This window comes from Motiliproteus sp., from assembly GCF_965230735.1.
Taxonomy (GTDB): Bacteria; Pseudomonadota; Gammaproteobacteria; order Pseudomonadales; family Balneatricaceae; genus Motiliproteus.
Genome location: NZ_OZ246016.1, coordinates 1,561,901 through 1,575,669, shown reverse-complemented (window position 1 = coordinate 1,575,669; position 13,769 = coordinate 1,561,901). Strand labels below are relative to the sequence as shown.

8 protein-coding genes are annotated in these 13,769 nt (G+C 56.3%); 7 read left to right on the top strand and 1 reads right to left on the bottom strand.

Annotation, left to right across the window (positions count from 1 at the left end):
* Nucleotides 1-12 precede the first annotated feature (12 nt).
* From ACO05M_RS07320 to ACO05M_RS07310, 3 genes are all read left to right on the top strand, one after another.
* Nucleotides 13-2,343, top strand: coding sequence for a putative bifunctional diguanylate cyclase/phosphodiesterase (locus tag ACO05M_RS07320; protein ID WP_421869569.1), 2,331 nt, complete (start codon nt 13-15; stop codon nt 2,341-2,343).
* 31 nt (nt 2,344-2,374) lie between these two features.
* The gene (locus ACO05M_RS07315) at nt 2,375-3,589 is read left to right on the top strand and encodes a hypothetical protein (protein WP_421869566.1); all 1,215 of its coding nucleotides are present in this window, start codon (nt 2,375-2,377) and stop codon (nt 3,587-3,589) included.
* A 201-nt stretch (nt 3,590-3,790) separates the two neighbouring features.
* Entirely contained in the window at nt 3,791-9,058 is a 5,268-nt protein-coding gene (locus tag ACO05M_RS07310) for a diguanylate cyclase domain-containing protein (RefSeq protein WP_421869563.1), read from the top strand.
* Nucleotides 9,059-9,154: 96 nt separating this feature from the next.
* Here ACO05M_RS07310 and phbB read toward each other — a convergent pair whose 3' ends face one another.
* Complete coding sequence (gene phbB, locus ACO05M_RS07305; protein WP_114696077.1) at nt 9,155-9,895, bottom strand: acetoacetyl-CoA reductase; 741 nt, start codon at nt 9,893-9,895, stop codon at nt 9,155-9,157.
* Nucleotides 9,896-10,228: 333 nt separating this feature from the next.
* Between phbB and ACO05M_RS07300 the strand changes: the two genes are divergently transcribed.
* From ACO05M_RS07300 to ACO05M_RS07285, 4 genes are all read left to right on the top strand, one after another.
* A complete protein-coding gene (locus tag ACO05M_RS07300; RefSeq protein ID WP_421869560.1) occupies nt 10,229-11,023 on the top strand; it encodes a motility protein A in 795 nt (264 codons plus the stop codon).
* Complete coding sequence (locus tag ACO05M_RS07295) at nt 11,020-11,832, top strand: OmpA/MotB family protein (RefSeq protein ID WP_421869557.1); 813 nt, start codon at nt 11,020-11,022, stop codon at nt 11,830-11,832. Before ACO05M_RS07300 ends, ACO05M_RS07295 begins: the two co-directional genes overlap by 4 nt.
* 231 nt (nt 11,833-12,063) lie before the next feature.
* A complete protein-coding gene (locus ACO05M_RS07290; protein ID WP_114696081.1) occupies nt 12,064-12,402 on the top strand; it encodes a P-II family nitrogen regulator in 339 nt (112 codons plus the stop codon).
* Nucleotides 12,403-12,454: 52 nt separating this feature from the next.
* Complete coding sequence (locus ACO05M_RS07285) at nt 12,455-13,738, top strand: ammonium transporter (RefSeq protein ID WP_421869554.1); 1,284 nt, start codon at nt 12,455-12,457, stop codon at nt 13,736-13,738.
* Nucleotides 13,739-13,769 lie beyond the last annotated feature (31 nt).

Below are 13,769 nucleotides of genomic sequence, written 5' to 3'. Positions count from 1 at the left end.
CAGGCTCGTCGCATGTTGAAGCTGAGATATCGGGCAAAACTGACGCTGGTTTATCTGCTGTTGTTCGTGGTTGTCCAGAGCCTGATCTCGCTGGTGTTTGTCCAAACCATGGCCGACAACGTCAGATCGCAAGCCCTGCAGCAACTGGACACCTCGGCGCTGATCTTTCAACGCATCGTGCAGCAACGGGTCGATGTCCTGGGTGCCAGCGCTCAACTACTCTCCAAGGATTACGGCTTCCGGGAGGCGATCGCCACCGAAGATCTCAAAACCATCCGCTCGGCACTGCAGAATCAGAAAGCCCGCTTTGGTGCCGACCTGGCCTACCTGCTCGATCTGGATGAACGGGTGACGGCGGTTACCGATACCAACCAGCCGATGCGCATCCCCAATATCTCCGATGCACTCAAGAACATGGCCGAAGCCGAGGGGATCGGCGCCAAACTGGTGGAGTTGGATGGCCACCTCTATCAGCTGGTCGTGGTTCCGGTGCAGGCTCCGATCACAATCGCCTGGGTCGCCTTCGGCTTTGAGCTTGACGGTGAGTATGCCCAAGAGATCAAACGCCTGTCCGCCATTGATCTGGAGGTCGCCTTTGTCCACCGTCCCGGTAGCGATGCCCGGTTCCAGCTGGCCAATGATTTTGCCGATGCCCCGGTGTTCGAACAGAGCGGCACCGGCAGCCAGGATCGTGCCGACATCAGCACCGACGCCTTCGATAAGGGCGGCATCTTTTACAAATACCTGCCGCTGAGCAGCCGTGATGACGGCACCCTGATCGCCGCCATACTGTCCTATTCGGAAAGCAGCGCCTACCAGCCCTATCGCCTGTTATTCATCACCACCGTGGTGATTCTGGGAGTCGGTTTTCTGCTGCTGGTTATCGGCAGCCTGGTCGCCGCCAACGGAATTACCCGACCGCTGCGGCAGCTGACCACGGCGGTACAGCAGGTTGCCGGTGGCGACTATCACGAAGTCAAATGTACCAGCCATGGCGATGAGATCGCGGATCTGACCGATAGCTTCAACACCATGGTCAACACGGTCAGAGAACGTGAGCAGCGGATTCTGTTTCAGGCCTATCACGACACCGAAACCGGGCTGCCCAACCGGCTCCAGTTCGAGAAGCAGCTCAACAACCAGTGCGGCGAACGGAATCCCTATACCCTTGCGATCATTGAAGTCCAGCAGCTCAGAGAGCTGCGCACCTTTCTGGATCACACCAATATCAGCGAACTGATGCAGGGCGTTGGCGCCCGCCTGCAACAGATACTCACCAGCGAAGTGGCGCGGCTTTCAACCGAGACCTTTGCGGCGGTCATCCAGTCACCCGGCGATACCAACCAGAAAGTGGCCGAGGTACTGGAACGCTTTCTTGAGCCCTGCCAGGTGGCCGGTATCGTGGTGGATATCCAGCTGCGAATCGGGCTGGTGAACTTCCCGAGCGACGGCGAAGATGCCGAGCTGCTGTTGCGACAGGCCCATGCCGCACTGGATCGGTGTCGAACCAGCGGCAAGCCCTATGCCTGGTTCGACCAGGACAGCGCGGTACTGCAGAAACGACGCTTGTCGATCATGAGCGAACTGCGCCAGGGACTGAAGAACGGAGAGGTCCAGTTCGCCTACCAGCCGAAGGTCAACTTAGCCAGTGGCCAGGTCGAAGTGGTTGAGGCGCTGGTCCGATGGAACAGCACCACCCACGGGTTTATTCCGCCCGATGAGTTTATTCCGATCGCCGAGCGTACCGGTGATATTCGCCACCTCACAGACTGGGGCCTGGAAACCGCTATTCGTCAGGCCAGCGACTGGCACAACCAGGGGCTCGAGATCGCCGTTGCACTGAATCTTTCGGCAACCGACCTAACCAACCATCGGCTGCCGGAGCAGGTGATGGGGCTGCTCAACCGCTATCAGCTTCCGATTCGTCTACTGAAACTGGAAGTCACCGAGAGCGCGGTGATGCACGACATGGATCGCGCCCTGGCCGTGTTGAACCGGTTGCACGATCTCGGGCTGTTCCTCTCGATCGATGACTACGGAACCGGCTATTCATCCCTGAGCTATCTGAAACAGCTGCCCATGGATGAACTCAAGATCGACAAGGCCTTTGTGCTGAAACTGGCTTCGAATATCGAAGATCAGATCCTGGTCCGTTCAACCATCGAGCTGGCCCATAATCTGGGTCTGACGGTCACCGCCGAAGGGGTCGAAGATGCGCAATCGGTGGAGTTGTTGCGCCAGTACGGCTGCGATATGGTGCAGGGCTTTCATATCTGCCGCCCGATCGGCGCCGACGAGCTAGAGAATTTTGTTCGCAGTCAGAACGACAATGAGCCGTCCTAACCCGACTTTCTACCGCAGTTGGATAGCGGCTTTGCTTCTGCTCTTCGCCCTATCAGTGAAGGCTGAAGATAGCGGTTTTACCGATTTTTCACTGAGGTGGCTGGTAGATGCACGAGCCGCCCACTCGGACAGTGAAACCACCTGGCTGGAACAGGGACTGGGCAAAGGTCGCTACGACAGCACCTCTCCATTGCTGGAACTGTCCGAAGTTTCCTTAGTGGCGGAAGCCGACTTCAATTGGCAGTGGCAGGGCTTTACCCATCTCAAATACGATCCCGAGCAGGATCAGGCGCTCGATCTGGTCGAAGCCTATGTACGTTTCAATCCGGTTCCGGACGGTGATATTCGCTACCGTATTCGAGCGGGCCTGCTGTTCCCGCATATCTCACGGGAGAATCGTGGGCTGGCCTGGACCACCCCTTTCTCCATCACCCCCTCGGCCATCAACAGCTGGGTCGGTGAAGAGATTCGTACGCTGGCACTGGAAGGCTCGGCGACCCACCGACAGGGTCCGTGGAAGATGACCGCCACCGCAGCCATTTTCGGCTTCAACGATCCTGCCGGAAGCCTGCTGGCGTATCGGGGTTGGGCCATGCACGACCTGAAAGTCGGCGCATTCAGTCGAGTACCGCTGCCCCCGCTGTCCTCAATCGGCTCGCCAAGCGCCTTCTCGCCCCAACCGCTTTGGGTAGATCCCGTCCGCGAAGTCGATAATCGCCCCGGATTTTACGGCGCACTGGACTGGGAATATGAACGTAGGCATAAATTCGGCGCCTTTTTCTACGATAACCGGGGTGACCCCGAGGTGTTTAAGCGTAGCCAGTACGCCTGGGACACCCACTTCTGGAATCTGTATTTTGAAACCAAACTGCCGGCATCGACCTTGCTGATTGCCCAGTACATGACCGGTCGAACCCAGATGGGACCGGAGAGCGGAGGCGTCAGGCAGGTCGATGTCGATTTTGAGGGGGCCTATCTGCTGGCCACCAAACAGCTGGGTGACAACCGGGTGACCCTCAGGCGTGATTGGTTCGATGCCGACGACAACAGCTTTGTCAGCATCGATAACAACGGCGAGACCGGCTCGGCCTGGACTCTGGCACTGTCTCACAAGCTCGATAAAAACAGCCGCCTGATTGCAGAGTTCATCCGCATCGACAGTCGCCGCCCGAACCGGGCCGACCTGGGTCTGGCTGCCCGGCAAACCGAGCATCAGTTTCAGCTCAGTTACCGGCTTTCTCTGTAGTTTTCAAAGCTCTGTTTTGTCCAATTAATTCGGCTTTTTTTCTCCCCCTGTTAAAACTCCTAACCGGCTGAAAGATCAACGGATCAACCCTAGCCCTGCCCCCGTCAAGCGCTAAAACGGTCAATGAGTCCTATGGCATATGAATCATAAGGAAATATACTGTTAGTACTTTCTTGTTCCTGTAGTACGAGATATGAAGTAATGAGCCGACACCAGTGTGCGGGAGCCGTCTCTAACCTGTTAGAAGACCCCCACTGCCAAGTTTCTCAGACCGGTATCAACGGCGACGATTATTCTCTGGTCAAGGAGTACCCCAGTTACCTGGCCAGCTTCGAAGTCCAGCAGCTTATCGAACGGGAAATTCAATGCTTGCAACGACTGCAAGGTGACGCAGCACCACGGTTGGTATCAACCTCTCCCCGACAGCTCCACCTACTGAGTCGCTGCCCGTCTCCCCTCAATCAGGTAGATTCAACGACGCTGTCGGCGACTGAAAAAGTCCGTTTAGCGATCACGCTGACCTCGGCTCTGGTTCGATTACATCACCATGATCTGGTCCATCTGGTATTGCGGCCAGGCACCTTCTTACTCACCCCAGATCACCGATACGCCGAGTTGATTGATTTCACCACCTCAGAGCCCCTGAGCCGAGAGGGCGGCGGTATCCAAAGTTTTCGCCCAACCTTAGCCGACCCCCACTATCTGGCACCCGAGCAGGGATACCAGTTCAAGCATGAACTGGATACGCGCACCGATCTTTACGCGCTGGGTGCGGTGTTCTACTGGTTACTGAGCGGCCAGCCCCCTTTTCCGGAGTTCAGTGGTAACGAGCTTAGCTACGCCCATATCGCGATCGAGTTGCCCGAACCCAGCTTGCCTACCGAAGCGTCACAGCGATCCTTGCTGCAGGCGTTCTACCGAGTAATTAGCACGCTGATGGCAAAAGAGCCGACGGATCGTTACCAGAGCGCCGTCGCGTTAAATCGTGATCTGAACCAGCTGTTACAGCTGGATCGCACCGCCTTGGAGAGCTTTGTTCCGGCCTCGAACAACGTCCCCGATCGGCTACTGATCCCCAGCAAACTCTATGGCCGTCAGTCGGAAACACAACAACTACTCGATGCATTCAATCGAGTTGAACAGGGGCCCTCCGAAGCATTACTGGTTGCCGGATTTTCCGGTGTCGGAAAATCCTCCCTGGTCAATGAAGTTCAAGCCCCGATTCTGCGTGCCAATGGACTTTTTATTTCGGGCAAATTTGACCAGTACCAGAACGCATCCCCCTACAGCGCGATCGCCCAGGCCTTCGATCACTTTATCCGTACCATCATGACCTACCCTGCCGAGCAGGTAGAGTTTTGGCGCCAACGCTTATCCGAGGAACTGGCACCGAACGCCCAGATACTGATCGATGTGCTACCGGGCTTGGGTCAGCTACTCGGGCCGCAACCAACGCCCAGCCCGCTGGGGCCGGAGGAGCAGCAAAACCGCTTTAACAGCCTGTTCCTTACGTTCGTGCAGACCATCTGCACCCAACACAAACCCTTGGTCATCTTTATCGATGATCTGCAGTGGGCCGACTTGGCGAGCATCCACCTGCTCAAGCTGATGATCAGCAATGAAGACTGCCGCTACTGTCTGCTGCTCGGCGCCTACCGCGACAACGAAGTCGACGCCAAACACCCCTTTATGCAGATGCTGGCCGGCCTGGAGCAGAAAACCTCTCGCCTGTCCCAACTGACACTGCAGCCGCTGAAACAACCCGACCTGAATCAATTGATCGCCGATACCCTGAGTCAGCAGGAATCTCAGGTTCAAGACCTGACGGCATTGATCTATCAGAAAACAGCCGGTAACCCCTTCTTCTTCCGCCAGTTCTTACAAGAGCTGTACCAATCCGATCTGCTGTCGTTTGACCACAGTGCACCTTGCTGGAACTGGTCGACCGAGGCGATCAAGCAGCGCAATATCACCGATAATGTGGTCGAGCTGATGCTGAACAAGATCGGCCGTCTTCCTCATGCCTCGCAGGAGTTACTGAAACAGGCGGCCTGTATCGGTTCAGTATTTCCGCTGTCACTGATTCAAGTCCTGCAATCGGGCGAAGAAGAGATTTCATCGGTGTTACAACCCATCCTGTCCGCCGGTCTTCTCTATCACCATGAAGATAAAGCCAGTCAGGAACCGGGGGGGCGATTACGATTCCTCCATGACCGGGTCCAGCAGGCGGCTTATGGTTTATTAGAGCCAAACGACAGAGCACAACTTCACCACCGCATCGCTAACCTGTTACTTGCTCCGCTGGAGCGATCCGAGTGGAAGGAACACAGTTACGAGCTGCTCAACCACTATAACCAGGCTCACAACGTCCTAGACCCGGCAGAGATAAATACAGTAGCGCACCTTAATCTGATCGCGGCAGAACGTGCACGAGATGCAACCGCCTACAGCCTTGCTGTCGACTACCTGGAGCAGTTTGAAGCACTGAAGACCGACAACCAACCTGAAGCGCTGATCACGGATGCGGTCCTACTACAGCTTGAGTGCCTCTATCTGGCAGGGAGTTTCGAGCAGGCGGAATCGATCAAACAGCTGGTCGGTGAGCGTTGCCGCCTTACGGCCGACCAGGTTCGGTTGCAAACCATTCTGATCACCCAATACACCCGTTACGGTCGCCTAAACCAAGCCATAGAAGAGGGGCTAAGTGGGCTTAACTCACTGCAGAACCCGTTGCCGGACAACCCGGACATGCAGGACATCGGTAATGCGATCGCGGATATTCAGGCGCTGCTGCAACAGCATTCATTCAAGAATTTAGCCGAACAACCCGCCATTCAGGACAAGCAGGTTCTCAATATTCTGGATCTGCTGATGGCGATGCAGCCCTGCTGCTACAACTCCGGCTCTCTGCTGTTCCCGCTAACCATTCTGGAACTGCTGCGACTGACCATTAGCCATGGCAACAGTCCCCATTCCAGCTATGTGTTCATGATGTATGGACTGCTCTGTACCAAGGTGCTGAAGGACTACCCTACCGCCTTTGAAGCGGAGCATTACTCCCGGATCGTGGGCGAGAAATTCCCGACCATTCCGTTGGTCAAGGGACGTTTGAGCATGATGCGGGCAAACTTCATCATGCCCTGGCAGGTTTCCCTAACCCAGAGCAGTCAGGAGCGCGACCGTGCCTACCACGCCTGCCTCGACCAGGGAGACTACTACTGGGGTGTGCATGCCTATATTTTTGGTTTTTATGCCGACCTGATGTGCTCGGAACATCTCGGTACGCTGCTGCAACGCACCCTCAATGTGGTGGAAACCTGCCGTAAAATTAAGCAACCCGCACAGGTTTATCTGAGCCAGCTACAGTGCAACCTGATCATGATCCTGCAGGGTTCACTGGACAACCAGCATAATCTCGATCATATCCCGGGATACGAGCAGGAGGCGGTCGAACACTTTCACGACAACCACTACATGTGCGGAAAGTACGACCGTTTACTCGGTCGCTTGCTGCAAAGTTACCTGTTTGGCAACTACCAGCACGGCGTGGAGATATCGCTGGCAGACACCCTGACCCAGGAAGACCTGGACGAAGGTATCTTTCATGAAGCTGTCTTCACCCTGTTCAACATCCTCTCGCTACTGGCCCTGCAACAGCAGGGCGTTGAGCAGAAGCCTCACTGGCAGGCCTGGCTGAAAGCCGCGCTGGAGAAGTTCAGCTATTGGGAGTCGTTCAACCCATCGACCTTTGCCGCCGCCGCTCATCTCATCCGGGCAGAGCAAGCGGTGTTGGATCAACCCCGCCCCCAAGTTCTTGCCCACTACGAACAGGCGATAGAATCGGCACAACAGTGCGGTTTCCCGCTGCTGCAGGCGCTCGCCAATGAGCGTATGGGGCGCTATAGGCTTCAACAACAGCAAACCAATCTCGGTAAAGCCTATCTGGAAGAAAGTATCCGGCTCTATCAATCCTGGGGGGCAGAGGCCAAGGCGCTGGAACTTCACCAGCAGCTAACCAGCATTGCTAAGACTCTGGAAAGCACCGCTGCCGGTATCAACATCGATTGGCAAACGGTGATTGAGGCCTCACAGCAACTCTCTAAACCCTTGGATGACAGGCGGCTGCAGGAACTGATCCTAAGTTGGTCTGCCCGGGTAACCGGCGCCCAGACCCTGGGGCTCTATCATCGGGATCAGGCAGAACAATGGCGATGTGCCATTCAGTTGCACGAAGGGATTCTCAGTCCCGACCCGCAACCAGAGTCTCTTCCCACCAGTGTGCTGAACTATTGCCTTAACAGCAGAAACACGCTGCTGTTGAAGAACGCCTGCCAGGAAGGTGACTTTATCCTTGATGACTATATCAGCCAGCGAGGTTGCCTGTCGGTATTGGCACTACCGCTGATCTTCGACAATCAAATCCACGGCGTGATCGTACTGGAACATAACCGCACTCCCGGCCTGTTCACACCGCACAAGGCCAATCTGGTCGAGTTGCTGCTATCGCAGTATCTGATCAGCCATAACAACTCGGTGCTGTACCAGAGCGTACAGGACCACAATCTGGAGCTGGAGCAACTGGTTGCCGCCAGGACCAAGGAACTACAACAACAGTCGGATCGGTTGGAATCGATTCTTGCCGCCCTACCCTTGCCCTATGTTCTGACCGGTATGGACGGCCAAGTGATCGCCGCCAACCAGCACTTCTGCCAGCAGTTCAAACTGGATCCGGACAAGCTGGATCGCGTGAATGCCAATGATTTCTATGTCTCGGCACTCGACCGCCAGGAGATGATCGAGACTATCCGTTCGCAAGGCACCGTGACCGACCTGGAGTGCCAACTAAAAGCCCCCAAAACGGCTCCTTTCTGGGCTCAGTTCACCTCGACCCTGATCCAATTGGGTGAGGAAAAAGCGATCTTCTCCGCCGTCACGGATATCTCCGAGCGAAAGCTGCGTGAACACCTACTTCAAGAGCAGGCCAATACCGATCCACTGACCGGCATCCTGAATCGCAGAGCCTTCCTGGAAATGAGTGATGACCTGCACCGCTATGTACGCCAAGACAGCATTGTGTTGGCCCTGCTGGATCTCGACCACTTCAAAAGCCTCAATGACAACTACGGCCATACGGGTGGGGATGAGGTGTTGAAAGGCTTCACCGGCCTGGTAGCCAGCATCCTCAGGGAGGATGACCTATTTGCCCGGGTTGGCGGAGAGGAGTTCGTGATCGTGTTGGTCGGGGTCAACTTACAGCAAGCTCATCGAATCCTCGATCGAATCCGGCAGGAGCTGGAGGAAGCCAGCTTTCACTACAACCAGCATGAAATCCGAGTCACCACCAGCATCGGAGCAACCCTTTGGAGCCCGAAAGAATCAGCCACTATCACGATGGATCGAGCCGATAAAGCACTCTACAACGCCAAACATGAAGGTCGGAATCGAGTCGCCCTCGCTCCGATCGAGTAAGCATTCAGTTGCTAGGATTGCATCAAGGCCGCAACTTTCTTCCTCGACACAAAAAAGCCCCGCATTGCGGGGCTTTTTTCCTCCGGATGTCCGGTATTAGAACATGTGCTGACCGCCGTTGATCGACAGGTTCGAACCGGTGATGTAACCGGCTTCATCCGCTGCCAGGAAGGCAACCGCGCGACCAATTTCAGACGGAGCCCCCATACGACCAACTGGGATACCCGCAGTGATCTTGTCTTGGATCGCCTGATCGATCTTGGCAACCATCGGGGTCAGGATATAACCCGGCGAGATGGTGTTGACGGTAACGCCCTTACGCGCACCCTCTTGTGCCAGCGCTTTGGTGAAACCGTGCAGACCGGCTTTGGCCGCCGAGTAGTTGCTCTGGCCGAACTGACCTTTTTCACCGTTCACCGACGAGATGTTGATAACACGACCGAAGCCGCTGTTGAGCATGTCTTCAAAGACCGGACGGGTCATGTTGAAGGCGCTGTCCAGGTTAGTGTTGATAACGGCATGCCACTGATCCCAGCTCATCTTCTTGAACACGCCGTCACGGGTGATACCCGCATTGTTAACCAGCACGTCGATGGCACCACCGGCTTTCTCTTTGGCCTCAGCCACCGCCTGCTCACAGGATTCCAGGCTGGTGACGTCCACATGCTGAATCAGAAAATCTTTCCCGGCAGCTTTTTGGTCCTGCTGCCATGCAATAGCTTTTTCTTCGTTGCTGTAACCAGCAATGACCTTCATCCCTGCATCCGCAAGGGCTTCACAGATTGCCGATCCGATACCACCTGTACCGCCCGTTACCAATGCGATCCGTTGAGTCATATATAACCTCTCCTAGTGTGTATGTTGATCCATCTCATCGACCATTTCCGCCTCAGCAGAGTCAGAATCGACGTACAACATGGCCAGTTCCTTTATTAATTTTTTGCGACTGGTCTGCTCGACTATAGCAAAGCCTTCGCCGGTTGCACTTAGTTTTTAGGATAACCCCGCCGGGCTACCCCTCCTTAATGTCCGTGACTGATCAGCCCTGACACAAGATTCTTTAACAACTATCTGCCGGGTGGTCGACGATATCGTGACACTTATCAATACCCTAGCGATCGGTTTGGGCATAATGGGACCCTAGTTCGTTAATTAGGCAGGAACCATCCAATGGATTTTGCTTCACTGCTGGGCTTTCTCTCCGGTCTGGCACTGATTATTGGAGCCATACTTCTCGGCGGTGACGCGGACCTGTTCGTCAACGTGCCCGGCATGATGATCGTCTTCGGCGGCACTTGGGCAGCCACTTTACTGACCGTACGTTTCACGGATGTGACGGCCGCGTTCCGCGCCGCCTATATCGTTTTCACCCGCGACGATACCGATCAGCAGAAGATGATCGATACCATGCTGCAATTGAGCAAGATCAGTCATCGCAACGGTCTGCTGGCCCTGTCGAAGGTGGAAACCAACTCCAAGTTTCTGCAGCGCGCCTGCATGCTGATCGCCGAAGCGTCCACCGAAGAGATGGTACGCACCACGCTTCAGACCGAGATCGATTCACTGATGGTGCGTCATTACTCGGTCCAGGACGTGTTCAAAAAGATGGCGATCTACGCCCCGGCCTTCGGCATGCTCGGCACCCTGATCGGGCTGATCCAGATGCTCAGTAACCTTAGCGATCCCGCCACCATCGGCCCGGCCATGGCGGTGGCGTTGCTGACCACTTTCTACGGTTCGCTGCTGTCGTCGATGGTGTTCCTGCCGATCGCCGGCAAACTTCGGCGCCGGACTCAGGTGCAGATCACCAACCTGGAGATCATCCGCGAAGGCACCCTGAGCATTCTGAGCAACGACCATTACGCCAACGTTTATGAACGCCTGTCGTCCTACATCCCCGAGGTGAAGCGCAAGCCGCTGACCCGCCATACCGGCGCCAACACCATCAAGGAGCCGATCCTTTGAACGGCCCCAACCGATCCGGTTCAGTGCTGGAAGAGGATGATGGTCCAGCCTGGATCACCACCTTTGCCGACCTGGTCACCCTGTTGCTGGTGTTCTTTATTCTGCTGTTCACCATGTCGACGGTGGAGATCGATAAATTCCGCTCGGCGATGAACTCGATTCAGGTCAGTCTCGGCCAGTCGGGTGCCGGCAACAGTATCGTGCCGCTACCCAATGACGCGGTCCGCCGTACCCTGACCGAGCTGAATCAGGAGATCACCGACGATCCCGAGAATCCGATTCCCAACTCCCGCCAGCAACAGCAGGACCATTTCGCCAGCGCCCCGACGCCGGCCATCGAACAGCAGTGGCGAGCCCTGGCCGAACAGCTGCGATCTACCTTGGCGGATAAGAATCTGGCCGACGAGGTTGAGATCGACACCCCCATCGACGGCACCATCGTGATTCAGGTGAAGGGCCAGGCGCTGTTTGATTCGGGCTCAGTCGAACTCAATTTTCAGGTCGACGATGTGCTCGACAATCTGGTCCGGGTATTTCACAAGCGCCATGATTTCAATATCGATATACAGGGTCATACCGATAACCTGCCGCTTAGCAGCAGCCGCTTCGAATCCAACTGGGAGCTGTCGGCGGTGCGTGCCACCACGGTATTGCGCTATCTGCTCAGCAAAGGGATCTCACCACGTCGCCTGACCGCCACCGGCTTCGGCGACTCGGTGCCGCTGGTCAGTAACGACACCGCCGAGGGACGTAAGCAGAACCGCCGGATCGAGTTTGTGCTCGAAAAGCGGGCTCGAATCAGCAACTGATCGCAGCACGCACCATCTTTACGCAACACCCCATCCTACGCACCAATAGCGGGCGACAATCCAACCTGCATGCACCAACTCCGTGCACACTCGCTCCCCAGAATTGAACACGTCATTTTATCTCTTTGAATTTAAAGCTTTCTTTGAATGGCACATTTTGTGCTTTATCCGATACCAATTGATTTAGGGCGGCGTCAGACCACCCACCAAGGCCCAAAAAAGGAGACAAACGTGAAACTGATCACTGCGATCATCAAGCCGTTCAAACTCGACGATGTCCGCGAAGCCCTGTCCGAAAACGGGGTCAACGGGGTGACCGTGACCGAAGTCAAAGGCTTCGGCCGTCAGAAAGGTCATACCGAACTCTATCGCGGCGCCGAGTACGTGGTCGACTTCCTCCCCAAGGTAAAGCTCGAAGCTGCGGTCAGCGATGAGCAGGTCGAGACGGCCGTCGAGGCGATCGTCAAAACCGCCAACACCGGCAAGATCGGCGACGGCAAGATCTTTGTCAGCCCTCTCGACGAAGTGGTGCGGATCCGCACCGGCGAACAGGGCAACGACGCGCTTTGAGCCCGTCCCTGTCGACCTTCACTGAACTCCATTGAACTACGGTAACGCCCCCATGCTAAAACGAATCGCTACCCTCGCTTTGCTGATGTCCCCGGGTATCGCCATGGCCGACGAACTCAACGGCGCCAACACCGCCTGGATTCTCACCTCCACCGCACTGGTGCTGTTTATGACCCTGCCCGGACTGGCGCTGTTCTACGGCGGCCTGGTGCGCTCCAAAAACGTACTGTCGGTGCTGATGCAGTGTTTTACCATCGCCGGCGTCGCGTCGATCATCTGGATGATGTTCGGTTACAGCCTGGCCTTCGGCGAAGGCAACGCCTGGATCGGCGACCTGAGCAAGGTGATGATGGCGGGCATCAGCAAGGATACGCTGATGGGGGATATTCCCGAGCCGCTGTTCATGCTGTTCCAGATGACCTTCGCGATCATCACCCCAGCGCTGATCATCGGCGGCTTCGCCGAGCGGATGAAGTTCAGCGCCATGCTGCTGTTCAGCTGCATCTGGCTGGTACTGGTGTACTCGCCGGTGACCCACTGGGTCTGGGGCGGCGGCTGGCTCGGTCAGATGGGTCTGTACGACTTCGCCGGGGGTACCGTGGTGCATATCACCTGTGGTGTATCTGCGCTGGTTGCCGCCATTGTGGTCGGTCCGCGTAAAGGCTTCCCCCAGGTGGCGATGCCCCCCCATAACCTGACCATGACCGTCACCGGTGCCGGTATGCTGTGGGTCGGCTGGTACGGTTTCAATGGGGGTTCGGCCCTGGCCGCCAACGGCGACGCGGCGATGGCGATGCTGGTTACCCACATCTCTGCTGCTGCCGGTGTCCTGGTCTGGTCCTTTATCGAATGGTTCAAGTTCGGCAAGCCCAGTGTGCTGGGTGCGGTCACCGGGATGGTGGCTGGCCTGGGTACCATCACTCCGGCCTCCGGTTTCGTCGGCCCGGGCGGTGCATTGATCATCGGTATCGTCGCCGGCGGGGTCTGCTTTATGGCGACCCAGTACATCAAGCGCACCCTGAAGATCGATGACTCGCTGGACGTTATGCCGGTGCACGGTGTCGGCGGCATCCTGGGTACCTTTATGGCCGGTATCTTCTCCAGTACCAGCCTGGGTGTCTTCAGCGGCTTTGGTTATGCCGATGGCATCGATACCATGGGCGGACAGGTCTGGGTCCAGCTGGTGGGTATCGTCGTCACCTTTGTCTACACCGCCATCGTCACCTGGATCATCCTTAAGCTGGTGGGCGCTATGGTCGGTCTGCGGGTCGATGAAGACGTGGAGATTCAGGGCCTGGATACCGCCGAACATGAAGAGACCGGCTACAACCTGTAATTCAGAGTTGGATTCGCTGCACGGTCCCAAA

What these genes read in the sequence shown, in the direction of transcription:
- ACO05M_RS07300 (WP_421869560.1), top strand. Translation starts at nt 10,229, where the DNA reads ATGGATTTTGCTTCACTGCTGGGCTTTCTCTCCGGTCTGGCACTGATT.
- phbB (WP_114696077.1), bottom strand. Translation starts at nt 9,895, where the DNA reads ATGACTCAACGGATCGCATTGGTAACGGGCGGTACAGGTGGTATCGGA.
- ACO05M_RS07320 (WP_421869569.1), top strand. Translation starts at nt 13, where the DNA reads ATGTTGAAGCTGAGATATCGGGCAAAACTGACGCTGGTTTATCTGCTG.
- ACO05M_RS07310 (WP_421869563.1), top strand. Translation starts at nt 3,791, where the DNA reads ATGAGCCGACACCAGTGTGCGGGAGCCGTCTCTAACCTGTTAGAAGAC.
- ACO05M_RS07285 (WP_421869554.1), top strand. Translation starts at nt 12,455, where the DNA reads ATGCTAAAACGAATCGCTACCCTCGCTTTGCTGATGTCCCCGGGTATC.